The following is a 26,490-nucleotide window of genomic DNA, read 5'->3' on the forward strand; positions in this document are numbered from 1 at the left end:
TACATGCGCAAGATGAAGAAAAAAATCTCGGCCACGCTGATTCTCTGTCTGGCCCTGCTTGTCGGCTTGACGGCCTGCGGAGGCGGCAAAGCGGACAACACCGCGGATCAAGGAACAGGCAACCAGGCTGCGGGCGAAAAAGTAACCGTTAACATGGGGTTCTGGGGCACCGCGCAGGACTTGAAGGTCTACCAGGATGCAGCCGCGACGATTTCGGAGCAATATCCGGATATCGAGCTGAAGATTAAGCAATACCCAAGCAGCGAGCAGTTCTGGAACACGCTTCCTGGCGAGATTGCCGCAGGAGTGGCTCCGGATTTTATCAAAATTTCCAATGAAGGCGCTTTTGAGTATATCAATAAAGGATTGTTCACTCCGTTGGATGAGCTGATCAGTTCGACGCAGGTCGACATGGCCCGCTTCCCGGAAGCTTCGATGAAGATCTGGAACGTGGACGGCAAGCAATATGGCGTGCCGAACAGCGACATGCCGGCGATGTTCCTGATTAATGAGACGATGTGGAAAAATGCGGGCCTGGGCGATTACCCGACAACCTGGGATGAGGTAAAAGCGGCGGCGAAGAAGCTGAATACCGATAAAGTGCACGGTATGATCATCAATCTGGATGCATTCCATATCACCAACTATGTGAAAAGCTTCGGCGGCGGCTGGGGAAATGGCAAAACGATTAACTCCCCAGAGAACGTCAAAGCGCTGGAAACGATTATCGACATGTACAATGACGGACTGGCCGTAACGCCGAAGGCGCTTGGCTTCGGCTGGGACGGCGAAGTATTCAGCAATGAGCTGGGCGCGATGAGCACCGGCGGTTACTGGTACAAAGGCTTCTTGAAGGATGCGAATCCGGATCTGAAATATGCCGCGATTCCGGTTCCGAAGGGCACGACAAATGGCAGCACGATGAGTTCCGACGCTTATGTGGTGCTGAAGGATGCCAAAAATAAGGAAGCTGCGCTCAAAGCCGCTTACTACATGACGAATGACAAGACCCAAACCGAGTTCATGGAGCTTGGTTACAACCCGGCCGTTCCGGAGCTGTCGAAGCAGTACTTCGAGAAGAATCCGGAATTCAAGCCAGTACAGCCGGCGCTGGAATACAGCACGGACTATGGATATCCGACAGACACGAAGCGGTTCACCGATGAACTGGTCAAGCAGTTGGAAGAACGAATTCTTGGCGGTTCCGGCAAAACGGCACAGCAAATTCTGGACGATATTCAGAAGCAATTCCAATAAGGTGAGTCGGCCGTCTTGATTGCTGCTCCTTTCTCCCTCCCCGGGAGGGGGAGCAGTACCTTTTTACCTGCTGAATTTCATTGACAGAGGTTGTTCACAGAGGCCGCTTACACTTTCAGTACCGGGAGGAAAACAATGTCCAAACATGGCAGCAACAACGCGGAAGCAAGGGGGGCGAAGATTAGGCAATCCTGGTTCCGTTCCCTGGCGGATTCCGATATGACACTGGGCTGGATGTTTTCACTACCTTTTCTAATTTTATGGGCATGGTGGTTTTTATATCCGTTTATCCAGTCCTTCGTGAGAAGCTTTCAGGATGCGAACTTTGCAAATCTTGATCAAGCCAAGTTCATCGGACTGGAAAACTATATTGCGATTCTTCAAGACAAGGAATTTTTCCGGGCAGTGCTTCATTCCCTGCAAATCGTGGTCTTGTCCGTTCCGATTCAGACGCTGCTTGGCCTGCTGCTGGCGCTGGTCGTGAATCAGAACCTGAAGGGGAAGGGGATGTTCCGAACCGTCTTTTTCCTCCCCTATATTACGTCTCAGATCGCGATTACGACGGTATTCATGATGCTCTTCAAGAAGGGGACGTTCCTGACGGACTTCTTCGGCATGCTGGGCTTCGGCAATGTCACCTGGTTCGCGGATACGAACTACGCCTTGCTGTTCGTCTGCATCCTGTTTATTTTCCAGCAGGCGGGCTTCACGATGATTGTGTATTTGTCCGGGCTGCAGGAGATTCCGAAGGATCTGTATGAGGCGGGCGAGATTGACGGCGCTTCGAAGTGGCATAAGTTCCGTTATATTACGGTGCCGTCGCTGCGGCCGATTACGTTCTTCATCGTCTCGGTCTCTACGATTACCGGCTTCCAGATTTACGACCAGATCGCGGCCATCTCCAGATACGGTGCGCTCGGTTCGCCGGCCGGCGCCACGAGCACGGTCGTGACGTATTTCTACCAGCACGGGATTCGCTATATGAACATCGGTTACGGAAGCGCGGCCGTCGTGCTGTTCTTCTTCATCATTATGTTCATCACGTTCCTGCAAAAAAAATTATTGGACGAGAAGGGGTGAGCGCATGAAGACTCGAAGCAGAACCGGGAGGCTATTCCTGTACCTCGGCGCGATCCTGATTGGGCTCTTGTTTGCCCTTCCTTTTCTCTACACGATCTATACGTCGCTCGTTCCGATGCGATACGTCAACAAGCTGGTGTCGCCTGAATTGTGGACGCTCGACAACTATAAAATGTTCTTCACCAATGAAGCGTATGATGTGCCAGGATGGTTCCTCAACACGCTCATTATGACGGGGATTGTCGTGATAGGGAATCTGATCATTAACCCGATGGCGGGATTTGCGCTGGCCAAGCTCGATTTCCGGGGCAAAAGCGTTATCTACTGGATTGTCGTCGCGACGATGATGGTTCCTTACCATATGATTTTGATTCCGGTATACGTCAATGTGGCCCAACTCGGCTGGCTGAACACATTCTGGGCATTGACGGTGCCCTTCTTGTACCAAGGCTTGTATATCTTTATGCTGCGCCAATTCTTCATCTCGGTGCCGAACGAATTCATCGAGGCGGCCCGGATTGACGGCTTGACGAAGATGGGCGCCTTCTGGCGGATTGTATACCCGCTGGCTCGTTCTTCGCTGATTACGATGTCGATTCTTGCTTTTGCCGGAACATGGAACAGCTACCTGATTCCGAGCACCCTGGCCAATACGCCGGAGAGATACGTGCTCGTCGTCGGTCTGAACAGCGTGAAGGATATGTTCTTCGAGAATACGCCGCTCATTATGGCCGGGGTTGTTCTCTCTACGCTGCCGATTATCATCTTCTTTTTCGTGTTCCAGCGCCAATATATTGAAGGCATTTCCAATGCCGGCGTCAAAGGCTGACAGATGGAGGAGAGCGGAATGGAAAAGAGCGGGTTGGAGCAATGGAGGAGCCGGGCGGAGGAGCTGCTTGGCAAAATGACGCTGGCCGAGAAGATCGGCCAGACTGTTCAATACGGCCGCTGCGAGGAGCGGGAGCGGGAACTGATCGCGGAGGGAAAGATCGGTTCGCTGCTGAACGTGCACGGCGCCGAGAAAGTGAATGAGCTGCAGCGAATCGCGGTAGAGCAGAGCCGGCTCGGCATTCCGCTGTTGATCGGCGACGATGTCATTCACGGCTTCCGCACCATCTTCCCGATTCCGCTCGCCGAAGCGGCGAGCTGGGATCCGGACGCGATGGAGAAGAATGCCCGCATCGCGGCGATCGAGGCGGCGGCGGAAGGGATCCGCTGGACGTTCGCCCCGATGGCGGACATTACGCGCGAGCCCCGCTGGGGGAGAATCGCGGAGAGCACGGGAGAGGACGTCTACTTGTCATCCCTGGCCGCAGCCGCGAAGGTGAGAGGCTTCCAGAGCCCGAACGCGGAAGGGTATCCGACGGTCGCCGCCTGCGTCAAGCATTTCGCCGGATACGGCTGGGTGGAAGGCGGACGCGATTACGATACGACCGACATGTCGGAGCGGACGCTGCGGGAGACCGTGCTGCCGCCTTACTTCGGCGGCATTCAGGCCGGCGCCTTGACCGTCATGAGCGCCTTCAGCGAGCTGAACGGGGTGCCTGCCACCGGCAGCTCCTACTTGCTGCGGGATATTTTGCGGGAGGAATGGGGCTTCACCGGCATGGTGGTCAGCGACTGGGAATCGATTGAAGAATTGATCTATCACGGCTATGCGGAGGATCGCCGCGATTCCGCCCGCAGAGGGCTGCTTGCCGGGGTCGATATGGACATGCATTCCGGCGTCTACCTGGAGCATCTCGAATCGCTCGTCCAGGAGAGCCCCGAGCTGATGAAGCTGCTGGATGAAGCGGTGCTGCGCATTCTGATGGTGAAATTCCGGCTCGGTTTGTTCGAGCGGCCGTATGTCGATGCCGGGGAGCCGCCAGCGGTTGGCATTCCGGCGGAACATGCGGAGCAGGCCAGAGACAGCGCGCGCAAATCGATCGTGCTGCTGCAGAACGACCGCGGCATCCTGCCGCTCGATTATGGCCGGCACCGGAAGATCGCCTTGATTGGCCCGCTGGCGGATGATCGTCACAACTCGATGGGCTGCTGGGCCTGGAAGGGCCGGGACGAGGATGTCGTGACGGTATGGGATGCGTTCCAATCCGAGATCGGGCCTCATGCCGAGGTGTCCTATGAGCCGGGGAGCGGCATCAACGAGGCGATACCGGGCGGCATCGATCGCGCCGTCGAGCTGGCCAAGCAATGTGATGTCGCCGTCGTTACGGTGGGCGAGAGCGAAGCGATGACAGGCGAGCATTATAATGTCGCCTCAATCACGCTTCCGGCTTGCCAGGAGCGTCTGATCCGGGAGCTGAAGGAGAAGACCAATACGCCAGTCATCGTCGTCCTGATGAACGGGCGGCCGTTGGCGACCGAATGGGTGCATCATCATGCAGATGCGGTCGTGGAGGCTTGGCACTTGGGAACGATGACCGGCTATGCGTTGGTCGATGTGCTGACGGGGCGCCATAACCCCAGCGGGCGCTTGCCGGTCACGATCCCGCGTTCTACCGGACAAATTCCGATTTATTATAACCGTAAAAATACGGGCCGCCCGCATTTGTATGAGGATTATATCGATTGTGACGATTCGCCGTTGTATCCGTTCGGATACGGCCTCAGTTATACGATGTTCCAATATGAGGATCTGCAATTGGAACGAAGCACGATTCACCGGGATGAGTCGGTCTCGGTCTCGGTGCGGGTGACGAATGCGGGAACGCGCGCCGGGGAAGAGACGGTGCAGCTGTATATCCGCGATCTGGTCGGAAGCACGACGCGTCCCGTCAAGGAACTGAAGGGCTTCCGCAAAGTATTTCTCCAGCCGGGGGAAAGCCGGACCGTCAGCTTCGACTTGACGCCGGCAGAGCTGGGACTGCTGGATGAACAATTCCGGTTCAAGGTGGAGGCGGGCAAGTTCCATATCTGGATCGGGCCTCATTCCGAGGAAGGGCTGCAGGCTGAATTGACGGTAACGTAGATGTTTGGCACGCACCAAGGAGATAGATGGAGCTGCCGTTCATGCAGACACTATGAATAGATGGGAGATCGATCATGGACTATCGCGTAATCAAAGAAGGCGAGCTGTTTTTCCTGACGGGTCTGGATGGAGATATCGTCGCGGGCGATGATCAGGGTCACGGATTGTATATGAAGGACACGCGCTATCTAAGCCGCATGGAAGTGTGGATTGACGGCGAGAAGCCGACACTGCTCTCTTCCGTCGGCGATAAGAGTTATCTGGCTTCCTTCCGGCTGATGAAGGACAAGAAGGATGAAGGAGCCATTGAAGTGCTGCGGGAGCGGTTTATTTATGATGGCATTTTATATGAGCGCTGCACGTTAACGAACTATTTTACCCATCCGGTCGAGTTTGAATTTTCGGCCTTCTTCGATGCGGATTTCCAGGACATGTTCCTCGTCCGGAAGTATCGCACCGGCGAAGTGGGCAAGCAGGAGGAGACGCGGGCTGGCAACCGGGAATTGGCCCTGTCGTATCTCGGGGCCGACAAGGTGAGAAGAGCGACGCGCATCGCGTGGGACGCGGAAGGAACGGCAGATGCGAGCGGCACCGTGCGCTTCCCTGTGTCGCTGGACGCGCGGCAGAAGAAGGAGATTACGTTTTTCATCACTCCGTCATCGGATCATCATCCGGCAGCGGATCCATTGACGTATGAAGAAGGGCTGCGGAAGCTCGAGGCGTCTTATGTCCAATGGTACGAGAACAGCTCGAAGGTAAGCACGGATTCGGAACGGTTCAACGGGCTGTACCAGCGGGGGCTTCAAGATCTGCGCATGCTGACGACCGATGTCGGCTATGGCGATACGACGGTGGCGGGACTGCCATGGTTCGCCGTGCCGTTCGGAAGAGACAGTCTGATTACGGCGCTGTTCATGCTGCCTGTTAATCCGGGTATCGTCAAGGGCACGCTCCGAACGCTCGCCGCTTATCAGGGAGAAAAGGTCGATCCGTGGAGAGACGAGCAGCCGGGCAAGATTATGCACGAGATTCGGTTCGGGGAATTGGTCACGACGAAGCAATCGCCGTTCTCTCCTTATTACGGCACGGTGGATGCGACGCCGCTGTTCCTGGTCGTGCTCGGCGAGTACTACCGTTGGACGGGAGATCTCGCTCTCGTCGAGGAATTGAAGCCGAATGTCATCCGCGCGCTGGAATATATCGATTCGGCCCTGGAGGCGGGCTCCGGGTTCGTCGCTTACCGTCAGGAGGCGGAGAAGGGATTCCCGAATCAAGGATGGAAGGACTCGGCGAATTCGATCGTGCATCGCTCCGGCGAATATGCGGAAGCTCCGATCGCGTTGTCCGAGGTGCAGGGATACGTCTACCAGGCCAAAAAATCGCTTGCTCCGATTGTGGCTGTCATGGGCGATGCCGAGTGGGCGCAGCGATTGGATGAGGAAGCGGAGCGGCTCCGCGCGAGCTTCGAGTCCTCCTTCTGGATGGAGGACGAGCAGTGCTATGCGATTGCGCTTGACAAAGACCAACGCCAGGTCCACAGCGTCACCTCCAATCCGGGCCATCTGCTGATGTCCGGCTTGCCGGAGGCTTCCCGGGCGAAGGCGCTGTCCCAGCGCTTGATGAAGGACGATATGTTCAACGGATACGGCATCCGCACGATGAGCACGGAAGCGGCAGGCTACTATCCGATGAGCTATCATAACGGCAGCGTGTGGCCGCATGACAATGCGATGATTCTGCTCGGGCTGGGCAAGCTTGGCTTCAAGCAGGAGGCGGGACGGGTCATATCAGGCCTGCTCCAGGCTTCTTCCTTCTTCGAATATCAGCGGCTGCCTGAATTGTTCTGCGGCTATGGATCCGAGACCGGCCATCCGGTCCCTTATCCGACGACATGCTCGCCGCAGGCCTGGGCGGCAGGAACATCGATCGTCTTCCTGCAAGCCATGCTGGGTTTGTACCCGAATGCCGTGAAGCGGGAGATTGCGCTCTCGCCGTTCCTTCCGGAAGGAATGGATCAATTGACGACTGAGCGCATCGCCATCGGTTCGGGCCATCTGTCGGTAAGCGTCACCCGCCGCGAGGGCGAATCGTTCGCCGTTGAAATTTTGGAGAATACGACGGGATTTGAATTGATTCCATAAGGGAATAACGCCCCCTAGAATCGACATGGGCCACTACCGGGCCTTGCGGATGGATTCTAGGGGCGTTTTTTTGGCCATATTCAAGGTTTAGCGTATGAAATAATTCAAGCCCATTGCCTCGCGCACCTCGAGCATCGTTTCCTTCGCGGCGAGACGCGCCTTTTCCGTGCCTGCGATCATGATCTCGTCGATTGTTCCGGGATGCTTCAGATAGGCCGCTCTTCGTTCTCTCATCGGCTCAAGCAGATCGTTAATGCTCTGGGCAATTTTTTGTTTGCATTCGGCGCATCCGATGCGCCCCTTGGCGCAGCTGTCGTAGATCTCGTCGGCACCTTCCTTGCGGAACGCTTGATGATAGCTGTATATCGGGCATACCACGGGATGGCCGGGATCGTTTTTATGGATGCGGGCCGGATCGGTTTTCGCCTTTTTGATTTTTTCCTGGACCTCTGCTGCTGTCGAATCGAGAGGAAGAGCATTGCCGAGGCTTTTGCTCATCTTATGATTGCCGTCCAGCCCGATGAGGCGAGGCACGTCGCCCACCAACGCTCGCGGTTCCGGCAAGACCGGCCGGTATAACTGGTTGAACCGGCGCACGATTTTTCTCGTCTGTTCCATCACAGGCAACTGATCTTCCCCGACAGGGACGAGCGTCGCCTTGCAAAAAGTAATATCCGCCGTCTGACTGACCGGATAGCCGAGGAAACCATAGTGCATCTCTTGGTAGCCCCGATCCTTGGCTTCGGATTTGATCGTCGGGTTGTGGCGCAGCGAATTGACCGTGACGAACATCGAAAAATAGGCGGTAAGTTCCGCGATCTCAGGGATAAGGGATTGCACGAAAATGGTTGCTTTTTCCGGATCGATTCCGGCCGCCACATAGTCGAGTGCCACGTTGCGCAAATGGATCTGCAGCAGTTCTGGCTGCTCAAAATGAGTCGTCAGCGCCTGCACATCCGCCAGGATGAGGTAGGTGTCGAATTGGTGCTGCAGTTCGACCCGATTTTTGAGGCTGCCGGCGTAATGGCCAAGGTGAAGCTTGCCGGTTACGCGATCTCCCGTTAATATACGTTCTTGCATAGAGATTCCTCCTTGTGATTTGCCATACTTCTGTCGTACTAGAGAACCACCAGCCGTCATCCATGACCATCACCCCCTTTGCCAAATAAACAAAAAAACCCCGTCACCAAAGGACGAGGTTATCGTGGTACCACCTTCATTAATCGCCGCAGCGATTCACTCTTGCGCACGGAAGGAGCATCTTCCTTCGATACGCCTCTCAAGATAACGGAGAGAGAATCCCGGCCACGCCTACTCCCAGGTTCAGCGAAGCGACTCAGAAGCCCATTCGGCATCAGGCGAGGATCGGTTCACAGCAGCCACCGACTCTCTGGACCTCGATCTCCGATACGTACTTGCTCTTCTTCCATGTCGTTAATTTGGATACATATGTTGGACATGATTTTACACCGGTATGATGCCGGAGTCAATCCGGGACAAATTCTATTCCGCGTAAGCAGGATTAATCATTCGCTTTGGAGAATATATCAGGGCTGGATAATAAAGGATGCACCCGAGAGGATAGGTTAAAGCGATTGGACTTTTATTTCAGAGGAGGCGTGATCCATGAATATTGTTGCGCTTGTCGGAAGTAACCGCACAGAGTCTTATAACTTGAAGCTGGCTGCTTATATGCAAAAAAGGTATCAGGAGCGAATCGATATCGATATCGTCAGCATCAAGGAGCTCCCCTTCTACAATCAAGATATTGAAAATAATGCGCCGGCCGAAGTTAAGGAATTCGTCCAAAGGGTAGGCGCGGCAGACGCCGTCCTATGGGTGACGCCGGAGTATAACTACTCCATCCCGAGCGTATTGAAAAATGCGATTGACTGGCTGTCCCGCGGGGAGAAGGTGTTGGTAGGCAAGCCGTCCTGGATCGTCGGCGCTTCGATGGGCACATTGGGAACCGTGCGGGCCCAGGAACATTTGCGCGATATTTTGTTCTCGCCGGGCGTGTCTTCTCCCCTTCTTCCCGGGAATGAAGTGTATGTCGGCTCCGTTCATGAGAAGATTGACGATAGCGGGACATTGATTCATGAGCCGACCATCGCGTTTCTCGATTCGGTCGTCGATAATTTCGTGGCATGGTACAATAAGCAACACGCTAAGTAAGTCCAGGCGCAGCGGTTCGGTTCGTGGCCTGGGCGTTGTTAATTTCTAATTGAGAATACTCAAGGCACTCGGAAAGGAAGGCGAGGGATCGCTTTTTTTTCTGGGTGCTTTTTCGTGATGGGTAGATAAAGAGAGAAGAGCCTATTTTTCCAAGCCTAAGAAAAAGATTGAGGGAGTATCCAATATTCGGGTTGGGTGATAAACTTAAGGAGATTAAGTTTCAAAGTGTAAAACAGATATAAGGAGTCTCTTTATGGAAAGGTATTATTACACTTGTCCATTGCTTAAAATGTCAACAGCTCCTATAGCAATCGAGGATGAGGGCGGTAATGCAGTCGGCTCTTTTCACCGAATATTTACGACGAGGGCAAATAAAGCATTAAGCTGGGTGGTTGATAACTGGCAATTGAGCTTGGAGGGGCGACATATACACTCGGAGCTGCATGTAAAAATTATGGATAGCAGCCCATGGCTTGGACGCAGAAAATGGACGATTACGACGATGCGTGAAGGCAGGGAAAGCTTGTCTTTTCTCAAGGATCGGTCGAAGATTGCCACACATCCCCGGTTGATATGGACGAATGAAGAGCATGAGTATGTCATAGCCAAAGATCCGCTGAACAGGACGACAACGATATCAGACTCCTGCAGCCATGCCGTTGTGGGTGAGATTGCAAAAGTTCCGGGAGGCAAGCTGAATCAACGGGAACTCGTAATCTATGAGAATGCGTTATGTCCGCTTGTGCTGCCTTGTATAGACCGTATCATGAAGACGATATATTGAGTGACAAGGACTGAATCGATGAAATCATTGTTTCTCTATAGAGGTGTCGGCTCGGTACTCAAAACTCTTTTTCATATCGTTGATATCGAGTACAGTTGGATCCGAGTGGTAGAAAATTAAAACGGTTATTGATCCCGATTATGAGGATTATATGAGCTTGGAGTCTGTGAAGGCATTGTCCGACGAATACCATAAGGAAATCAGAGATGTCATCATGAATTGGTCTGGGCAAGGGAGCTGGGAGTTGAACCGCCTTCGGCCAATGTTATCGGGCGCTGTCTGAATCGCAAACTACATGAGTAAAGAGAAGTGATATGGTGGACAGAATGACGTCGAGAGAGGAAATTGCCGCCAAAGCGATAATGCTTAGAAATATGTATGTAAACGGCCTGTTGGGCGGAGAAGTGATGCCCGAAGATGCGAATCCAGGCTTGCCGAAAGATTCGGGTTTGAATTATATGTACTTCACCTTGCCCATGGCCTTGAATTATCAACGCAACTCCTACACGCTGTGGGAGTCGGCCCTCCATTCCTACATGGATGAAGCAACGGCAACAATCTATGAACCCCGGTTTGTGGCATCCATCGATGAAGATAAGCTGCGAGAGATGCTGACAAAATATAAAGTCGCGCTTCAGCCTGTGAAGCAATGCGCTGCCTGGATGACATTATGCCGCACCTTCGTTCGCCATTTTGAAGGCGATATACGCAACTTGTTCATCATGTGCAACTGGAATATCCCACACATTCTCGACTATATCCAAAAGACCCATAAGAAAGAGTTCCCTTATTTAAGCGGTCCGAAAATAAGCAATTATTGGTTATATGTTCTTGCTAATTATACAGACGCTTCATTTTCCGAGCTGGATGCTCTCTCGATCGCACCAGACACTCATGTCATCCAGGCGACCGTCCGCTTGCAAATGATTAAGGAAAGCGACTTGAAAAAGAACAACCTGCAGGAACTAGTGAATCACGCGTGGAAGGAGGCGCTGTCCGGGACAGAGCTGTCGCTTATCGATCTTCATACGCCGCTATGGTTATGGAGCCGCAACGGTTTTCGGGAACTGGTGGAGTGTTAATGCGCCTTATTACGTGCTCGTGGCAAAATACTGCGATTATACAGTTTTTTCTTTCGTTAGAGGGTGTTTTCGGCAATATTCCTGCAAAAGTCAGGCTGTTAGAAAACCCCTGTTTTTTACGAAGGGGTGAAGATGTCCATTTACCTAATCAAAACTTGACACTCAAAGCGTTTTAAGTCGATTTTTTCTACTGAGAGACGAGATCCACCATATAAAAAATGGAAGTGGAGAAAATTCCCACAGAATTCTCAACGGCCTGATTTTACGGGATCCAAGAGACCGCTCGGATCCTGGGGGCATCATCGCCTCCAGGAGGTATCATCGCCTCGTTGCCTTCAGGAGGCATCGTTGCCTCTCGAGGCTTGAACGTGTGGAGGGAATTGCTGCTATTTTACAGGAATTTCGGCTCAATGAGGTCAAGTCCAAATTTATGTGTAAATTCCTCAATGAGATTGCCAGAGCAAAAAGATGCCTAAGCTGCAGGCTTGTTTAGCTTCTTCCTCCACTCATGGTACTCTTTCATCTCGATATACTTTTTCCCAGCAGACCACTTTTCGTCCTGCTCAATCAACAAGGCTCCAAAAAGACGAAGGACAGAGGCTCGGTTGGGAAAAATGCGAATGACGCGTTCTCGCCGCCGCAACTCGCCATTTAGACGTTCTACGGCATTTGTGGTGCGCGTACGTATCCGACAGGCAGCCGGAAGTGCCAAGATCGCTGTCGCATCGTCAAAGCCCTCTTCCAAGACCCTCATGGCTTTTGGAGCTTTATCTTCAAATGCTTCTTGTGTCCGTTTCAGCAGTGTACGGGCACTGGTCTCGTCCGCAGCTTCGTAGATGGCCCTTACATGGGCCTTCAATTCATCACGGCATGATTTAGGAGCAGCGTCCAGAATATTACGCATAAAGTGGGTTTGACACCGTTGCCAGGTTACGCCTTGGAAATGTTGCCGAATCGCACTAACCAAACCACCGTGATGGTCGCTTGTAATGACATCAACACCGTGCAACCCGCGACTTTTGAGGTGCGTAAAGAAAGCCCCCCACGTTGCTGCTGACTCGGTATCATCTACGGTAAGTCCAAGCAGTTCCCGATAGCCCTCCGCATTAATCCCTGTGGCAATCATCACGCCACGTGAGCGCACACGGCCGTCTTCCCGGACTTTGACGTACAGGGCGTCGACAATAAGAAAAGGGTAGGCCTTGTCCAGTTTTCGGTTATTCCACTCTTCTACGAGGGGATCCAACTGTTTGCAGAGCTCACTAACTGTTGATTTGGAGAACTCTGTCCCGCATAGTTCTTCGGTGATATTGCTTACTTTTCGCGTTGACACACCATTAAGTACCATCTCCATCATGGCTAAGACAAGGGCCTGCTCGCTTCGTTGGTAACGAGCAAAGAGTTCCGTAGAGAACTGACCGTTGCGGAAACGCGGTACTTGCAGGGTTAATTGCCCCACCCGTGTTGTCAGCCGATGAGGGTACGTTCCATTACGGTAACCTGCACGCTCTTCTGAGCGCTCGTAGTGTCCTGCCTTCAACTGTTCCGTTGCCTGCGCCTGCAAAACTTGATTCAAGATAGATTCTAATAAGGTCGCTATCCCCTCATCTCTTGATTCGGATAAAAACAGTTGATGCAAAAGTTGTGAATCTAGGGTAATCTGGTATTGAGTCATAGCTAGATCCTCCTTTGGAATGTTGTCTCGACAACCTCATTCTATACGAGGATCCTTGCTATGGCTCTACTTTTTTGCCATTTTCTTTTTACACAATTATATGGACTTAGCTCTCAATGAGTCCACATCCCGAGGAATTGCTGCAAATCTACATCATTTATGGCCCTTTTGCTTCAAGTCGGAGCGACACGGGTGAAATTCCTGCAGTTTTGCAGGATTCCCTTTCTGGTAAAGTCGTCCATATCGAATTGCTGTATTTGCGCAGGATTTCGCTTACCGAATAGAAGTGTCTGGAGAAATCGTGTAGTTTTGCGGATTTCACCTACCGGATAGCCGTGTCTAGGGAAATGGTGCAGTTTTCAGGTCGTTGGAAAACCTCTGTTTTTTACGAAGGGGTGGAGATTGTCCATTTTCCTACTCAAAACTTGGCACGCATAGCGTTTTAAATCGATTTTTTCTACGGAGAGACGAGATCCACCACATAAAATATGAAGTGCCAAAATATCCCTTGGACTTTCTCAACAGCCTGAAAAATACATGATACTGCCCTTGGAATCTCAATTCAGGAAGAAATGGAGTAGAATTGATGTTTATTTGCAGGATTTTTTTATCCGAATAGGGGAGCTGGGAAAAATACTGTAAATTTTCAGGATTTAGGGCGTTTGTTCGAGGTTCAGCAACAATTTTTTTTGACTACAAATTTTACTTCAATCAAAAATGTTTACCATATACAAAAGTTTTTCGATAAGATACAATGAGGAGGAGTGGAAACCGGGTCTGACGGCAAGCGTGGCCGTCGGAGATTTCAACAGATTGAATCGGCGGAGGGATGAGAGATGACGATTGCGCAGGAAGCCCGCCTGCTCAAGCAGCCCACGCGCAGAGACATCCTAACGATGCTGAAGCAGCAGGGGCCCATTGGCATTCAACCGCTGGCGGATCAGCTGAATCTGACGTGCATCGCGGTCCGCAGGCATTTGTACGATCTGCAGAAAGGCGGATATGTCCGCATTCAATTGACCCGCCCCGCCATCGGCAGGCCGGCCTATCTATATAGCTTGTCGGCGAAGGCAAGCGCGTTGTTCGTGAACAAGTATGACGCGCTTGCGCTGGACTTGATTGAAGAGATGCAGGCCATGGCCGGCGATACGTTCGTGGAGCGGTTGTTCGAGCGGCGGAAGCAGAAGTTGATGCAGCAATATGCGAACTTGCTGGAGGGACAGAAGCTGGAGCAGCGGGTGCAGGCGCTGGCTGATATTCAGGACAAGGAAGGCTATATGGCCCGGTGGGGACACAGCTCGGATGAATCGTTCTGGCTGGAAGAGGCCCATTGCCCGATTGCGCAGGTGGCCGCCAAGCATTCCCCGCTCTGCCAGTGCGAGTTGGCTTTGTTCGCAGATATTCTGAAAGCCGATGTGGAGCGGACGGAATGTATGGCGGAAGGCGGGCGCAAATGCATGTTCCGCATTACCGGGAAGCCAGCAGTCCCTTCCGGTCAAGAAGGCGAAGAATGAAGAAAAGAGATTTCAGACGGCGTCGCCTGGGTCGAGGTGAAGAAGGATATGCAGAGCGGCAGAGAAGATGACTACATGGAAGGGGCCCAGTTCGCCAATCTGGACGATTCGAGTGGCATTACGGTGACCGAACCTTATATCGTAGAGTTCGTCCGGGCCTTAATGAGCTTGAACAGGGATTGGCAGAACAAAGTGAAGGCCGGCACCATCAAGCTGCAATTTGCCGTCCAGATCGGGTCGAGGCTGAACGAAGAGCAGCAGGAACGATTGATGGAGTTCTTGCAGGAGGTGCCGGTGCCGGAGAAGGAGATGGGCAAGGTGCTGCATGCGTTCGCATTGGAAATGCCGGAATGGGCGGTACGGCAACTGTTGCGAATCTACAGGCTGGCAGACCGCATGAAGGCGACCCTCATCATGTATAACGATCTGATGGAGCAACTGGAGCAGATGATGAGGGAATTCGAATTCGAGTTCTGGGAAGGCGGCCTCCCGCGCGAGGAGGAGAGGCTGGAGGCAACCCTGGAGCACATGCATCATAAGCTGTCCGAGCTGGCTGCTCAGGCTCCGCGCCGGGAGAAGTCGTATAACCGCTCTTACGGCGATAGCTCCTCGAACTCATGGGAGCATCGCCAGAACGGGGCCATGTCCTATCATGTGCTGATCGGCGTGCCTGAGGAGGCGGATGACAAGCAGGTGCGGAAGCAGTCGAAAAAGCTGCTGAAGCTGCTGCATCCCGATCATGGAGGCAGCGCCTATCTGTTCGACTGGGTGAAGAAAGCATACGATGCTTATAGCGCCAACGGCGAAGCGGACAAGAAAGGGTAGCGGAGTGAGGAGAGACGGCAATGAGGCTGTCTCTCCTTTTTTTATGCAGGGCGATAACCCGAGATCCGTTTGAGTATTTTTACATAATCTACTACAATATGTGACAAGACGAAGGGAAGGCAGCAGGTTCCCTCCCTGGACATAAAGAGGTGGCTCTCATTTCACGGACAATAAAAATATCGGTGATGACAGCGGTTGCATTTTTCCTGTTCGCTTCAATGTCTCTTGCCAGTTGGGCGTTTGCTTTTGTCGTGAATGACGGGAAAATGTATGTCATTGCCGATGAAGCGGTAAATTCAGGCCTGTTAGGCGAGGCCATTGGAGAAGTAACGACTTATTCCGATCGGGAGGGGACATATCGGGGCAATTTTTCTAATATTTTTCCTGAAGGGACACTGTATTATGAAATCAAAGGGATAGACCCGAATGAAGCGATTGCCGTTGAAGATCAGCGGGAGAATCGGTTTGTAAAGGCGACGTACCGTGGAGAGTATGCGGGAAGCCAGGGAACGGGCATTTTTCAATCGTTTTTTACGAATCGGGACCCCGTGAAAGTGTCCCTTGCTTTGTTGATCACGCTGATTATCGTCGCGATCATTCTTGTTTTGTATCAAAAGCAACGAAGAAGCGTCAGGAAATAAGGCGAAGCATCGCAATAAAGAGGGCGGAACGATGAACATTTATTTCGGCATCAAATATGTTGATGATTTTTCCAACCGGCATGTCATTGAATCAATCCTCTCCGTGCTGGAGCAGCAACTTGGGCATCAGGCGAGTTGTATTGTCCGGGATGTGGAGGAATGGGGGCGTCGATCCTTTTCGCCTGCGGAGTTGATGCAGAAGACATTCGAAATCATGGATTCGTCGGATCTTATTCTTATTGAGTTCAGTGAAAAGGGAACAGGGTTAGGGATTGAGGCTGGGTATGGATATAGCAGAAAAAAACCAATCCTTGTCATTGCCCAAGAAGGCTCCGACATTTCCGCCACGCTTCAAGGAATCGCGGATCATATCCTCTTCTATCGGGATAGGAACGACTTGGAAATGAAATTGGCGGCAGCGCTGGAATAGAGGTGCTTTTATGCGGAAGCGAATAGGCATTGTTGTAACTACCATCGATGCCGGCAAATACGAACCAATCAAGGACGGATTGACTGTCGAGTACCATGGCTTGATTCGGTATGAGTATACGAGGATGTAAATCACGCCTTCAGCAGTGGATGGCTCCTAAGCCGGATCGGCCTTCGTGAAAAAACGCCTATGTCAGAAACCTTAGAATAGTGAGGGAAGCTATGCCGTATACGCTTGCACATCCGTTGTATGCTGCGCCGTTGAAGCTGTTGCAGCCGAAGTACCTCAGTTTGACTGGCATTATTTTGGGGAGCATGGCTCCCGATTTTGAATTTTTTATTGCGCTGGAGCCTTATCAGACGATCGGCCATTCGACGCTGGGCCTGTTCCTGTACGCCATCCCGTTAAGCTTGCTGTTGGCGGTGTTGTTCCATTACCTGATCAAAGATCCTTTGGCGCGTCATCTGCCGTCAATATGGGATCTGGACCGGAAAGCGCAGGGGCTTGCGCGGCCTTGGAGGGTGTCAGGCATTCGTGGCTGGACCGTGTTTTTGATCTCGGTCATTATCGGGTTCTACGCTCATGTGTTATTGGACGGTTTTACGCACGAGACAGGAATATTTGTGGGCCTCTATCCATTGCTACAACAACATATTATGGGCACGCCGGTGTACAAACTCCTTCAGTATGGGCTGTCTATCATAGGTCTGCTCGTGGAGGGGATAATTCTGGTTCTGCTGCTCAGCAAGGCCCGGTGCGGGTTCGGGTTTGTTCGAGTCAAGAGAAGCGCCAAGGTTCAATACTGGGCGGTCGCATGTGGTACGGCAATCGCGGTCGCCGGAATCAAGCTCTTCTCCGCATCGAGTACGAACTACATCGGCATCATCGCCGTCGCCCCGATCTCGGGCTTCTTCCTGGGACTTATTGCAGCCAGCGCATTAAGCAGGATGAAGGTGATTTCTTAGAAGCTGACGTACTCACGATATCACGAGTCTAATGTTCCCATTTATTCCGCTATAATCGTAGGGCAGGAGGCCGTTTATGAATACAGAACAGGGCAGGGACGAGTTGCGCTCATTTATGATCCGGTTGCTTCGACATACGCCTCACGACTACGGGATCACCCTGGATGAGCAGGGGTATTGCAGTCTGGCGGAATTGCTCGCCGCCGTGCGGAAAGAGCCGCAATGGGCGGACCTCGGGATCGTCGATATCGCACAAGCCGCTGGCGACTGCCGCCACCGGCGTTATGAAATATCGGGAGGCCGGATCAGGGCGAAGTATGGACACAGTGTCCAGCGGTTGAAGTACGAAGAAGCTCGTCCTCCCCGTATTCTCTACCATGGCACTTACAAGAGCGTCCTCGAGAAACTCCTGGCAGAAGGTGTGAAGCCCGTCAGAAGACCGTATGTCTATTTGACGGAATCGCCTGACCTGGCCGCCGACGTAGGGAACAGGCAGGGCGAGGCCGTCATCGTTGAAGTGGAGGCGGCAAGGGCCGGCTCGGAGGGCGTGAAATTCTATCTTGCCCCGAACGAGATCTGGCTGTCCGATTACATTCCGCCACAATATATGTCATTGTTCAGAGACTGTTAAGGAGGATAACCAGCGTGGAAATAACGAGCAAGCTGCCGAATATGGAGCCGGTAGTCGTACGGCATGAAGAACTAAAGCTGATAGGAATTCCGTGCATCAGCCTGCACGATATGGGCAGCAAATACCGTCATGCCAAGGAGGGCCTGCTATCCTCAACGAAGCATTTCCCCCATGTGGTGAATCCGCGAGTGCATTACGGGATATGGCCGAATGCCGATTCTCAGGGAGATCCGGACCGCCACGCGTACATTCTCTGCGTTGAAGTCAACGGCTTCGAAGGGATACCGGAATGGTATGTGCGGGTAACCATGCCTGCGCAGCAATGCGTTGTCGTGGCCAATGAGCAGGGGGATTTCGATGCGGCCAGCTCCAGGGTCGATGCGTATGTCGCGGAGCATCAGTTCGACGTGAGCGCGGCAGGCAGGGACTATATCATTTGCGAGAGATACAGCTATGACGGCGAAGGCTTCGCCCGGTATTCGTTGCCGATTATTTCGACTTAAGGGCAGCAAGAGAACAGGCACAATAGGAAAAAGGAGTCATTATGAACGAGTACAGCATGGTCGTCGCGCATGATCCCGGGTGGAGTGAAGAATTCAAGGAGATTGGCACACGGATACGTGATGCTTTGCAGGATGCCGCTCTCCGTATCGATCATATCGGCTCCACGGCGGTTCCTGGACTGGATGCCAAGCCGATTATTGATATTCAAATATCGGTTCGTTCCTTTGAGCCGCTTGCTTCATACCGGGATCCTTTGCAGGCTATCGGTTATCTGCATCAGGCCGGCAATCCGGAACTGACGAAGCGCTACTTCAGAGAAGGGCCCGGCATGAGAAGAACTCATATCCATGTAAGGGAGGCCGGGAGCTTCGCCGAGCAGTTCGCGCTGTTGTTCCGTGATTATTTGCGGGTGCATCCGGAAGAGGCGGCCCGCTATGGAGCGGAGAAGCGCCAGTTGGCCTATTTGCTGAAGCAGGACAGAACACGTTACGTCGAAGCGAAGGAGCCCTGCATATGGGAGATGATGAGAAGGGCGAGCCAATGGAGCCAGGATACAGGATGGAGGCCGGGCAAGCCGGATGCATGAAAGGATAAAATGATAGCCCAATCTAAAGCGAACACTTGTTTGCATATTCATTTTGAAGTACAATGAGTATACAAAAATATCAAGCTACCGCTGTTCTGTTGAAACAGGAGAAGACCCACCCTAAGCCAAGCGCCGGAAGGTGGGTTTTGTGTTAGTGCGGTAGAAGAGCAGGAGGCCTACATGCTGCATCATGTCGAGTTTAACGTATCGGATTTGGAACGGTCCATCGCCTTTTGGGGATGGCTGTTCAAGGAGTTGGGATATGAGGAATTCCAGAGATGGCCGGAAGGCATCAGCTGGAAGCAGGGAGACACCTATCTTGTCTTCGTACAGACGGAGGCCCGATTTCTTGATCATCCATACCATCGCAAGCGCACCGGCCTGAACCATATCGCTTTCCATGCGGAATCGAAGGCGCGAGTTGACGAACTGCGCAGCATGCTGGAGGAGAGAGGCGTTCCCATGCTGTATGCGGACAGATATCCGTATGCCGGGGGCAGCGGTCATTATGCCGTGTTTTTTGAGGATCCGGACCGGATGAAGGTGGAGATCGTCGCTCGCCAGTAGCATGGTACATACATGGTACATAGACCCGGTTGCCAATCCATCCTGGAGAAGGTGAGAAAAATGGGGGATAATCGAGCACGCATTGAGGAGACGAAGAGCATACTGCGGCGAATGATATCGAAGGACATTGCCATTCATACGGGGTGCCATCTGCTGTCTGGCATGTACCATCGAGGGGCTCATTGGGTATGGTACGATTTTGCCGAGTACTGCTCCTTGCTGCAGGATGTGCCGCTTCCGCCTGAATATCCGCAATGGAATCAATCCGCGTTGGGCGAGAGGCTGGCGAAGCTGGAGGAGAAAGGATCTGAATGAGATGTTTATACAACTTTAACCCTCTTGGTTCGCTTCTGTGCTACGATGAAGCTGATCAACATACACAATTATACAAAAATGTGTAAATCGGATGGCTGTATGCGCATGGCGATGCGGCTCGTAAGAGGAGGCGAATATGAATCCGGTCTATGCAGATCTAAGGGTTGAAGCGTTGTCGGGCGATTTACGTGAAGATGTTTATTGTTTTTTGGTCAGGAACCAGTGTCCCGGGACGGCGGAGCATTGCATGAAGGTAGGGGAAGAAGCGCGCCGTCTTGCGGTGCGATTCGGCCTCGATTCGCAGGCAGCGGAATACGCCGGTTATCTCCATGATATTAGCGCGGTCTATCCCAATAATGTCAGAGTGCGTGTATCGCGTGCCCTTGGCATTGAAGTGCTGCCGGAAGAAGAGGCCTTCCCGATGATTGTTCATCAGAAGCTCTCCAGACAGATGGCCCGGGATCTGTTCCAGGTCTCCGAACAAGACATATTGGATGCCGTTGGCTGCCATACGACGCTCCGCAAGCAGGCCACGATGATAGACAAGGTGTTGTTCGTTGCAGATAAGATCGAATGGGATCAGGAAGGAACTCCTCCCTATTTGGAGCAAGTGGAGGAGGCGCTTGAGACCTCTCTGGAACATGCTTCCTATGCATATGTCAACTACTTGTGGCAGCGGCGGGACACGCTGAAGGTGCTCCATCCTTGGCTGCGCGATGCTTATCATGATCTGGCTGGCATTACGAAGGACGAAGCGATGTACGGCCGTTAATATGATTTCGATGATCCGATCGATTCGGGAATCGGATGAGGTGAATGCTGCCTGGTATCCGGATACCGGTATCTTGTCCACCTCAAACCGAGGGAGCGGCGCCTGGCAATGTCGATCACGGCAGAGAACTGTTTAAGCGACGGAGGAACGGCCAATGGAACAGCAAGTAATCAGCTTTCTCAATGAGAACTATCCGCTTCACATACATACGGCAAAGGCGGTAACCAATGAAATGTACCGCTGCATAGACGATCAAGGAACATATTACGCCCGCGTAACCAACTATAAACCGTATGAGGAGCAGCTTGAAGAAGTATCCTGGACGAACGCGTTATACCGGGAGGGTGTCGGCGTGGCGCCGGCCATCCCCTCCTGCCGCGGCCAGATCGTCGAACTCATGCCTCCGAAGGACATTATCGTTGTCGTATATAAGGCAGCTCCGGGCATTCACCTGCCCCGTGCGGAGTGGAATGCGGACGTGCTGGCCGAATTGGGCAGGCAGATCGGCAGAATGCACCGGATTACGCAGAGTTATGAGGCGAATCATCGGCTTCACCATCTGGGGCACTGGCATGATCAAGAAGAGTACAACTTCGCGCAATACATCCCTGCAGAGGAGACGGCGATCCGGGCGATTGCGGCCAACGTGCTGGCCGAGGTGAAGAAGCTTCCTCGGGAACGTGCGACGTATGGGTTGATTCATGGCGATTTGTGGCTGGAAAATATCCTCGTTGTCCGCGGTTCCTCGCTTACGATGATTGACTTTCAAGATTGCGAGAAGCACTACTATATGTATGACCTGGCCGTCCCTCTCTACTCGGCCCTGGAATTTTCGTTCGCGGGGGCGGGGAACATCCGGGACTATGGGCGCTCCATTGCGAACGCTCTGATAGAGGGGTATCAGGAGGAGCATACGCTGAATCCGGAGATGCTGAAGCAGCTGCCGTTGTTCTTGAAATTGAAAGAGATATTCGAGTACAACCTCATGCATATGTACTGGGATCGGGAGCGCTTGAGCGAAGAGCAGATCCGCATCATGAATCTGTACCGCCTTCGGATCGAGCATCACGTCCAGTTGCTCGAATGGGACTAACATGAGAATCCAAAAGCATCCGAGTGAGCGGTGCATAGGAGGCGGCGGATGAATCTGTATTTTTGGGAGCTCGGCGTCAAAGACGCGCCCTTGCTCGTATTGCTGCATGGGGGCGGCGTGAGCGGATGGATGTGGGAGAAGCAGGCGGAATACTTCAAGGGACGTGGCGGGAGAGAAGGAGAGGGGGGGGATGAAGGATCCGCTGCCTTCATCGCCTGCAGTCATCCCGGTGCAGAAGGCTATCTCGTTCCTGCCGCGGGGCCTGATCTCCCCCTTAGGGAATCCCTGACCTTCCATCAAGCCCTGGAAGCTTGGATGTCAGGCGGCGAGCTTCCCCCGGGAATTTCGGATACATTAGGACAGCAGCATCAACTCGTCAGGGGACGCGGTTCAAAGGCTTCGAGCGTTCGCATGAACAGTCTGAATGATTGGGGGATGAACATGGGGGCGAATGAGGTGAATGATTCCCATTCCGAGGCTGGTGCATTTCAGGCCCGCCGCCGGTATTTTGTCATCGTGCTGGTCCTCTTCTTTATCGTGACTCTGATTGGGGTGGGGCTGGTCGATATGTTCACTTTCCGGGTACGACCGGGCGGAGACATGTCCGGGAACGGGAATCCGGCGCTGTTGATTCTGTTCCCCCTTGTTCCGCTGTATGCGGTCCTGCTGGCGATGCTCGGAGTCGCTTCGCACCGGTTCTTCGCGCGCGGGCTCCGTCGGGGTGACAAGCCAGCCCTTATCTTGCTACTGCTTACCCTTCTCGGCGTTGGGCTTGTTGTGATGGAGTGGCTGTATATGAAGCAGTTCATCGGCAATCTGGGCGGTCCCCCGGATAATCCCCGTTCGGCTATTTTCCGTTGGGGATGGTGGAATCCATATACGAATACGGCGTACATTAATGTTTTTACGTATACGTTCGGAATCGACCTGGCGATGATTGTCGGATATGCGGCCGCATGGATTGCTGATGCGATCAGGAGGAAGAAGGGGCAGCCGCATAAGGCGTGAAAGAGGCGGATGCGAGGAATTCCAGGCCGGAGATGTCCATTAGAGATGTATCGCACGGAGGTTAGGCTAGGATGAAGCATGTGCTCGTCATTGGCGGTTCCGGCAAGCGAGATCGTCCGCCGGGCTCCGGTCGAGATGGAGGTTGCCTGGGTGCATCGGCAAGCGGCACCGCGGGCGATGCAGCTCGTGATGAACAAGCTGGACGGACAATTGATATCGCGGTGGAGACTTTTTCACATTCTCGGGGGCAGTGCAAATTTGGTTGAAGTGGAAAATGCTATGGACTTTTCTCCGAAATGCGAGTACCATCAAGTTCAACTTGGATTTGTAGTCGAGCAGTCCCGTACCCGCTGTTGACCCATTCCGAGATTGCCGGAGGCGTTATCGAGGCGATGATGCGGAATCAGGCCGTCTATACTGCGGGGACGACGCACCCGCCCGGGCTCAGGCCAAGTACGTAACCTTGGACAGAAAGGATGATCCGAATGCCGCATATCGCAGGAGAGCGCATAATTTTAAGAGAGTATCAAATGGAAGATTTGCCGTATATGCGGGAGTGGGTCAACGACCCTGAGATTACGGATACGTTGAGCGATATCTTCACCTATCCGCAGACGCTTCATGACACGGAGTCCTTTCTGAAAATGATGATCGAGGGAAACAGCCGCAGCAAAGGCTTCATTATAGCCGACAGAGATTCACTGGACTACATCGGACAGATCGATCTGCATCGGCTCGATTGGAAAAACCGCTGCGCTGTCCTGGGCATCGTCATTGGCCGCAAGTCGCATCTTGGCAAAGGGTATGGCAAGGAAGCGATCGCCTTGATCAAACGGTTCGCCTTCGACACGCTGAATCTGAACCGGCTGGAGCTGGAAGTGTTCGAATTCAATGAGCGCGGTCATCGCTGCTATCTGGGCAGCGGCTTCAAGGAAGAAGGCCGGCTGCGGCAGAAGCTGTACCGCGAAGGCAAGTATTGGGACATTATTCAGATGAGCATTCTGCAGAGCGAGTATGTAAACGAGGCTTGACCGATTTCAGCTAATTTTAAAAAGGGAAAACCATTTTGCTTCGCCGGTAATCTAACAGAGGCGATGGTTTTGCCTCTTGCGGAGGATAGAGGGATGAATGCCATACATCCGTCAGAGAATGTGATGCAAGCCATTGAGCAGTCGGAAATCGATTATATGACCGATCGAATGAATGCGATCCGGGAACGTCCGGGCAATCCGGAAGGCGTGGAGGTGGCGCAATTCGGGCATGCGGTCTGCTTCTTCAGCGAGACGATGCCGTGGCCTTCCTTCAATACAGTCAAAGGGCTGCGAAGCAGCGATGTCGAGTATATAGACGACATTATCCGCTTCTACCGGAAGCGGGCGCGGAAACCCCAATTCGAAGTGCTGCCCGGACTTGCCGATCAGCCGGTGCTCCGCTCGCTGGCCGAGCGGGGCTTGTATCCGTCGGGCAGCCATACGTCCTTGTATGCGCAGCCTGCCGCCGCCAATCGGGAGCCTGCGCCGGAAGCGGTGCGGATTGAAGAGATCGGGGCGTCGGAGTTCGATACATACGCGATGATTCACTGCCGGGGGACGGGGCTGCCGGATGACGGAATCCCGCATGTCGCGGCCAACAACCGCGTGCTGCATCAACGTCCGGGCTGGTTTTTTTATCTGGCCTATTACGAGGAGCGGCCGGCGGCGGTCGGCGTCATGCATGTGAAGGGGGACGTCGCTTCCTTGACGTTCGCGGCTACGCTTCCCGAATATCGGCAGCGAGGCTTGCAGTTGAGTCTGCTGCGCTGCAGACTTGCCGAGGCGGCGCGCCGCCAGTGCGGCATGGCCGTGAGCCAATGCGCTTTCCTGTCAGGCAGCCACCGGAATATGGAGCGGGCCGGCATGCGGATCGGGTATGTGCGATCAACGTGGACCGAGCTGTAAGAGTTGGATCGATAACGGGAAGACAAGGGCAGGTGCCGCCATGAACAAAATTATCGATTATTATAACGGGTTTGACGAGTGGGGCCGCCTGGACAGGGAGCCTCTCGAATTTATGGTGAATTGGCACCATATCCGCAAGCATTTGCCGCCTGGCGGGCATCTATTGGACAACGGAGCGGGCCCGGGCAAATATGCTCTGGAATTAGCCGCAGCGGGCTATCAAGTCACCTTGACCGATCTTACCCCAAGACTGGTGGAGATCGCGCGGGGCAAGGCGGAAGAGTGGGGCCTGGCCGGGCAATTCCAAGGGTTCTATACAGCGGATGCCAGACATCTGGGGATATTTGCCGACGAGCAGTTCGATGCGTCGCTGATGATGGGGCCGCTCTATCATTTGCAGGCGGAAGAGGATCGGCATGCCGCCGTGCAAGAGCTGTTTCGCGTGACCAAGCGGGGCGGCATCGTCTTCGTCGCGGTGATGACCGTGGTCCGCCATGTGATGAATTCGCTCCTTTATCCGCAGCAATGGAAGCCGAATGACAGCATCCGCCAGATTCGCGGCTTCATGGAGACGGGAATCTTCAATCACCAGGATGAAGGGCGGTTCACCGGCGCGTATTATTTCCGGGTAGAGGAGATTGCCCCGTTCATGGAAGCGCACGGCTTCGAGACGGTGCAGCTCCTTGGTTCTTCCAGCATTGCCGGGGCGATGAATGAGCAGCAATTCGACTATTGGCGTTCACGCGGAGAAGACGAATATCGCCAAGTGATGGAGCTGATCTATGAGATGGCTTCCAGCCCTCATGTGCTGGGCGTCTCTTCTCACCTGCTCTACATCGGCCGGAAAAAATAAGGGCCAGCCGCCCGCCTGCCAAAAGGAGGACTCTCCGTGTTGGAGCAGCGTCTGATTCATTATTTGCAAGAACATGAGGAATTAATGGCTGACTTGCGGATCGTCAGAGAGTTGCAGCTTCCGCAATGCTATATCGCCGCCGGGTATATCCGTAATTATATCTGGGATCGGCTGCATGGATTCGAATACCGGGCGCGGCATCAGGATATCGATGTCGTCTACTATGACCCGGGGGATCTGTCTGAGCAGCGGGATGCTGCTCTGGAGCAGGAACTGAGAAGGCGTACGGGCAACGAAAAATGGTCGGTTAAAAACCAGGCCAGAATGCATATCCGCAATGGCGTAGAGCCTTACGCGTCTACCTTCGATGCGCTGAGCCGATGGCCGGAGACCGCCACGGCGGTAGGGGCGCGTCTGAATGGGGAGGAGCGGATAGAGCTGATTCATCCGCACGGCTTGGAGGACTTGTTCCAGATGGTCGTCAGGCGGAGCCCGTCATTTCCCGATCCCGCCTATTATATGGCGCGGGTGAATGCGAAGCAATGGCGGGAGCAGTGGCCACTGCTGACGATTATCGAAGCATAGGAGGCAGGGCCGGAGAGCCGGCCTTCATGGCTCTCTTGCATCAGGGCACCTGTTCGATATTTTGCCCAAATATGAAAATATTTTAAAAAAGGAAGAAAC

Annotated in this window: 28 protein-coding genes and 1 other annotated feature; of the genes, 26 read left to right on the top strand and 2 right to left on the bottom strand. The window is 53.3% G+C overall.

The features are described from left to right. Positions 1–3 precede the first annotated feature (3 nt). From NNL35_RS04180 to NNL35_RS04200, 5 genes are all read left to right on the top strand, one after another. Positions 4–1,257: an ABC transporter substrate-binding protein gene (locus NNL35_RS04180; RefSeq protein WP_254552948.1), complete on the top strand. Its 1,254-nt coding sequence runs from the start codon at positions 4–6 to the stop codon at positions 1,255–1,257. Positions 1,258–1,392: 135 nt separating this feature from the next. Then, positions 1,393–2,337: a carbohydrate ABC transporter permease gene (locus tag NNL35_RS04185; protein ID WP_006678695.1), complete on the top strand. Its 945-nt coding sequence runs from the start codon at positions 1,393–1,395 to the stop codon at positions 2,335–2,337. A 4-nt stretch (positions 2,338–2,341) separates the two neighbouring features. Continuing rightward, on the top strand, positions 2,342–3,166 hold the full coding sequence (locus NNL35_RS04190) for a carbohydrate ABC transporter permease (protein WP_006678694.1): 825 nt from the start codon (positions 2,342–2,344) through the stop codon (positions 3,164–3,166). 18 nt (positions 3,167–3,184) lie between these two features. Next, positions 3,185–5,308, top strand: a complete 2,124-nt coding sequence (gene bglX / locus NNL35_RS04195) for a beta-glucosidase BglX (protein ID WP_006678693.1) — start codon at positions 3,185–3,187, stop codon at positions 5,306–5,308. Positions 5,309–5,382: 74 nt separating this feature from the next. Further along, positions 5,383–7,449, top strand: coding sequence for an amylo-alpha-1,6-glucosidase (locus tag NNL35_RS04200; protein WP_254552950.1), 2,067 nt, complete (start codon positions 5,383–5,385; stop codon positions 7,447–7,449). An 87-nt stretch (positions 7,450–7,536) separates the two neighbouring features. On the opposite strand, the gene trpS is transcribed toward NNL35_RS04200, so the two are convergent. Beyond that, positions 7,537–8,529, bottom strand: a complete 993-nt coding sequence (trpS, locus tag NNL35_RS04205; RefSeq protein ID WP_254552951.1) for a tryptophan--tRNA ligase — start codon at positions 8,527–8,529, stop codon at positions 7,537–7,539. A gap of 106 nt (positions 8,530–8,635) precedes the next feature. Then, positions 8,636–8,887: a binding site (T-box leader), on the bottom strand. Between the two features lie 188 nt (positions 8,888–9,075). On the opposite strand from trpS, the gene NNL35_RS04210 reads away from it, so the two are divergent. The 3 genes from NNL35_RS04210 (at position 9,076) to NNL35_RS04220 (ending at position 11,490) form a co-directional block, all read left to right on the top strand. Beyond that, positions 9,076–9,624 (top strand): NADPH-dependent FMN reductase, encoded by a 549-nt coding sequence (locus NNL35_RS04210; protein ID WP_111156459.1) that lies wholly within the window; start codon positions 9,076–9,078, stop codon positions 9,622–9,624. Positions 9,625–9,877: 253 nt separating this feature from the next. Further along, positions 9,878–10,408, top strand: a complete 531-nt coding sequence (locus tag NNL35_RS30605) for a tubby C-terminal domain-like protein (RefSeq protein WP_420832852.1) — start codon at positions 9,878–9,880, stop codon at positions 10,406–10,408. Positions 10,409–10,722: 314 nt separating this feature from the next. Next, entirely contained in the window at positions 10,723–11,490 is a 768-nt protein-coding gene (locus tag NNL35_RS04220) for a hypothetical protein (protein ID WP_254552955.1), read from the top strand. 472 nt (positions 11,491–11,962) lie between these two features. Here NNL35_RS04220 and NNL35_RS04225 read toward each other — a convergent pair whose 3' ends face one another. Beyond that, positions 11,963–13,165, bottom strand: coding sequence for an IS256 family transposase (locus NNL35_RS04225; protein ID WP_111155816.1), 1,203 nt, complete (start codon positions 13,163–13,165; stop codon positions 11,963–11,965). A gap of 836 nt (positions 13,166–14,001) precedes the next feature. Here NNL35_RS04225 and NNL35_RS04230 point away from each other — a divergent pair. From NNL35_RS04230 to NNL35_RS04315, 18 genes are all read left to right on the top strand, one after another. Continuing rightward, a complete protein-coding gene (locus NNL35_RS04230) occupies positions 14,002–14,679 on the top strand; it encodes a helix-turn-helix transcriptional regulator (RefSeq protein ID WP_254552957.1) in 678 nt (225 codons plus the stop codon). Positions 14,680–14,715: 36 nt separating this feature from the next. After that, a complete protein-coding gene (locus NNL35_RS04235; RefSeq protein WP_254552959.1) occupies positions 14,716–15,504 on the top strand; it encodes a molecular chaperone DnaJ in 789 nt (262 codons plus the stop codon). Between the two features lie 182 nt (positions 15,505–15,686). Next, a complete protein-coding gene (locus NNL35_RS04240; RefSeq protein ID WP_254552961.1) occupies positions 15,687–16,145 on the top strand; it encodes a hypothetical protein in 459 nt (152 codons plus the stop codon). Between the two features lie 31 nt (positions 16,146–16,176). Continuing rightward, positions 16,177–16,575 carry a nucleoside 2-deoxyribosyltransferase gene (locus NNL35_RS04245; RefSeq protein WP_111156809.1) on the top strand — a complete coding sequence of 133 codons (399 nt, stop codon included), beginning with the start codon at positions 16,177–16,179 and terminating at the stop codon, positions 16,573–16,575. A gap of 221 nt (positions 16,576–16,796) precedes the next feature. Then, positions 16,797–17,540, top strand: a complete 744-nt coding sequence (locus tag NNL35_RS04250; protein ID WP_276540120.1) for a DUF4184 family protein — start codon at positions 16,797–16,799, stop codon at positions 17,538–17,540. 76 nt (positions 17,541–17,616) lie between these two features. Next, a complete protein-coding gene (locus NNL35_RS04255; protein WP_254552965.1) occupies positions 17,617–18,171 on the top strand; it encodes an RNA 2'-phosphotransferase in 555 nt (184 codons plus the stop codon). A 14-nt stretch (positions 18,172–18,185) separates the two neighbouring features. After that, positions 18,186–18,674, top strand: a complete 489-nt coding sequence (locus NNL35_RS04260) for an effector binding domain-containing protein (RefSeq protein ID WP_254552967.1) — start codon at positions 18,186–18,188, stop codon at positions 18,672–18,674. A 41-nt stretch (positions 18,675–18,715) separates the two neighbouring features. Next, the gene (locus tag NNL35_RS04265) at positions 18,716–19,261 is read left to right on the top strand and encodes a GrpB family protein (protein ID WP_254552969.1); all 546 of its coding nucleotides are present in this window, start codon (positions 18,716–18,718) and stop codon (positions 19,259–19,261) included. Positions 19,262–19,441: 180 nt separating this feature from the next. Further along, the gene (locus tag NNL35_RS04270; protein ID WP_111156822.1) at positions 19,442–19,828 is read left to right on the top strand and encodes a VOC family protein; all 387 of its coding nucleotides are present in this window, start codon (positions 19,442–19,444) and stop codon (positions 19,826–19,828) included. Between the two features lie 60 nt (positions 19,829–19,888). Then, positions 19,889–20,143 carry a hypothetical protein gene (locus NNL35_RS04275; RefSeq protein WP_254552971.1) on the top strand — a complete coding sequence of 85 codons (255 nt, stop codon included), beginning with the start codon at positions 19,889–19,891 and terminating at the stop codon, positions 20,141–20,143. Between the two features lie 136 nt (positions 20,144–20,279). Next, positions 20,280–20,915 carry a bis(5'-nucleosyl)-tetraphosphatase (symmetrical) YqeK gene (gene yqeK, locus NNL35_RS04280; RefSeq protein WP_254552973.1) on the top strand — a complete coding sequence of 212 codons (636 nt, stop codon included), beginning with the start codon at positions 20,280–20,282 and terminating at the stop codon, positions 20,913–20,915. Between the two features lie 154 nt (positions 20,916–21,069). Beyond that, on the top strand, positions 21,070–22,008 hold the full coding sequence (locus NNL35_RS04285) for a phosphotransferase enzyme family protein (RefSeq protein ID WP_254552975.1): 939 nt from the start codon (positions 21,070–21,072) through the stop codon (positions 22,006–22,008). Between the two features lie 48 nt (positions 22,009–22,056). Beyond that, positions 22,057–23,016, top strand: coding sequence for an alpha/beta fold hydrolase (locus tag NNL35_RS04290; protein WP_254552976.1), 960 nt, complete (start codon positions 22,057–22,059; stop codon positions 23,014–23,016). 78 nt (positions 23,017–23,094) lie between these two features. Further along, entirely contained in the window at positions 23,095–23,373 is a 279-nt protein-coding gene (locus NNL35_RS04295; protein ID WP_111156832.1) for a Rossmann-fold NAD(P)-binding domain-containing protein, read from the top strand. 128 nt (positions 23,374–23,501) lie between these two features. Next, positions 23,502–24,047, top strand: coding sequence for a GNAT family N-acetyltransferase (locus tag NNL35_RS04300; protein ID WP_254552978.1), 546 nt, complete (start codon positions 23,502–23,504; stop codon positions 24,045–24,047). A gap of 93 nt (positions 24,048–24,140) precedes the next feature. Further along, positions 24,141–24,953 carry a GNAT family N-acetyltransferase gene (locus tag NNL35_RS04305; RefSeq protein WP_254552980.1) on the top strand — a complete coding sequence of 271 codons (813 nt, stop codon included), beginning with the start codon at positions 24,141–24,143 and terminating at the stop codon, positions 24,951–24,953. Positions 24,954–24,993: 40 nt separating this feature from the next. After that, positions 24,994–25,806 carry a class I SAM-dependent methyltransferase gene (locus tag NNL35_RS04310; RefSeq protein WP_254552982.1) on the top strand — a complete coding sequence of 271 codons (813 nt, stop codon included), beginning with the start codon at positions 24,994–24,996 and terminating at the stop codon, positions 25,804–25,806. Between the two features lie 36 nt (positions 25,807–25,842). Beyond that, positions 25,843–26,391, top strand: a complete 549-nt coding sequence (locus tag NNL35_RS04315) for a nucleotidyltransferase family protein (protein WP_254552984.1) — start codon at positions 25,843–25,845, stop codon at positions 26,389–26,391. Positions 26,392–26,490 lie beyond the last annotated feature (99 nt).

It is taken from the genome of Paenibacillus dendritiformis, assembly GCF_945605565.1.
In the GTDB taxonomy this organism is placed as follows: domain Bacteria; phylum Bacillota; class Bacilli; order Paenibacillales; family Paenibacillaceae; genus Paenibacillus_B; species Paenibacillus_B dendritiformis_A.

Bases quoted from the DNA above. Each gene is read 5' to 3' on its own strand.
- NNL35_RS04180 (WP_254552948.1), top strand. From the start codon at position 4: ATGCGCAAGATGAAGAAAAAAATCTCGGCCACGCTGATTCTCTGTCTG.
- NNL35_RS04185 (WP_006678695.1), top strand. From the start codon at position 1,393: ATGTCCAAACATGGCAGCAACAACGCGGAAGCAAGGGGGGCGAAGATT.
- NNL35_RS04190 (WP_006678694.1), top strand. From the start codon at position 2,342: ATGAAGACTCGAAGCAGAACCGGGAGGCTATTCCTGTACCTCGGCGCG.
- bglX (WP_006678693.1), top strand. From the start codon at position 3,185: ATGGAAAAGAGCGGGTTGGAGCAATGGAGGAGCCGGGCGGAGGAGCTG.
- NNL35_RS04200 (WP_254552950.1), top strand. From the start codon at position 5,383: ATGGACTATCGCGTAATCAAAGAAGGCGAGCTGTTTTTCCTGACGGGT.
- trpS (WP_254552951.1), bottom strand. From the start codon at position 8,529: ATGCAAGAACGTATATTAACGGGAGATCGCGTAACCGGCAAGCTTCAC.
- NNL35_RS04210 (WP_111156459.1), top strand. From the start codon at position 9,076: ATGAATATTGTTGCGCTTGTCGGAAGTAACCGCACAGAGTCTTATAAC.
- NNL35_RS30605 (WP_420832852.1), top strand. From the start codon at position 9,878: ATGGAAAGGTATTATTACACTTGTCCATTGCTTAAAATGTCAACAGCT.
- NNL35_RS04220 (WP_254552955.1), top strand. From the start codon at position 10,723: ATGGTGGACAGAATGACGTCGAGAGAGGAAATTGCCGCCAAAGCGATA.
- NNL35_RS04225 (WP_111155816.1), bottom strand. From the start codon at position 13,165: ATGACTCAATACCAGATTACCCTAGATTCACAACTTTTGCATCAACTG.
- NNL35_RS04230 (WP_254552957.1), top strand. From the start codon at position 14,002: ATGACGATTGCGCAGGAAGCCCGCCTGCTCAAGCAGCCCACGCGCAGA.
- NNL35_RS04245 (WP_111156809.1), top strand. From the start codon at position 16,177: ATGAACATTTATTTCGGCATCAAATATGTTGATGATTTTTCCAACCGG.
- NNL35_RS04250 (WP_276540120.1), top strand. From the start codon at position 16,797: ATGCCGTATACGCTTGCACATCCGTTGTATGCTGCGCCGTTGAAGCTG.
- NNL35_RS04255 (WP_254552965.1), top strand. From the start codon at position 17,617: ATGAATACAGAACAGGGCAGGGACGAGTTGCGCTCATTTATGATCCGG.
- NNL35_RS04265 (WP_254552969.1), top strand. From the start codon at position 18,716: ATGAACGAGTACAGCATGGTCGTCGCGCATGATCCCGGGTGGAGTGAA.
- NNL35_RS04270 (WP_111156822.1), top strand. From the start codon at position 19,442: ATGCTGCATCATGTCGAGTTTAACGTATCGGATTTGGAACGGTCCATC.
- NNL35_RS04275 (WP_254552971.1), top strand. From the start codon at position 19,889: ATGGGGGATAATCGAGCACGCATTGAGGAGACGAAGAGCATACTGCGG.
- yqeK (WP_254552973.1), top strand. From the start codon at position 20,280: ATGAATCCGGTCTATGCAGATCTAAGGGTTGAAGCGTTGTCGGGCGAT.
- NNL35_RS04285 (WP_254552975.1), top strand. From the start codon at position 21,070: ATGGAACAGCAAGTAATCAGCTTTCTCAATGAGAACTATCCGCTTCAC.
- NNL35_RS04290 (WP_254552976.1), top strand. From the start codon at position 22,057: ATGAATCTGTATTTTTGGGAGCTCGGCGTCAAAGACGCGCCCTTGCTC.
- NNL35_RS04295 (WP_111156832.1), top strand. From the start codon at position 23,095: ATGTGCTCGTCATTGGCGGTTCCGGCAAGCGAGATCGTCCGCCGGGCT.
- NNL35_RS04300 (WP_254552978.1), top strand. From the start codon at position 23,502: ATGCCGCATATCGCAGGAGAGCGCATAATTTTAAGAGAGTATCAAATG.
- NNL35_RS04305 (WP_254552980.1), top strand. From the start codon at position 24,141: ATGAATGCCATACATCCGTCAGAGAATGTGATGCAAGCCATTGAGCAG.
- NNL35_RS04310 (WP_254552982.1), top strand. From the start codon at position 24,994: ATGAACAAAATTATCGATTATTATAACGGGTTTGACGAGTGGGGCCGC.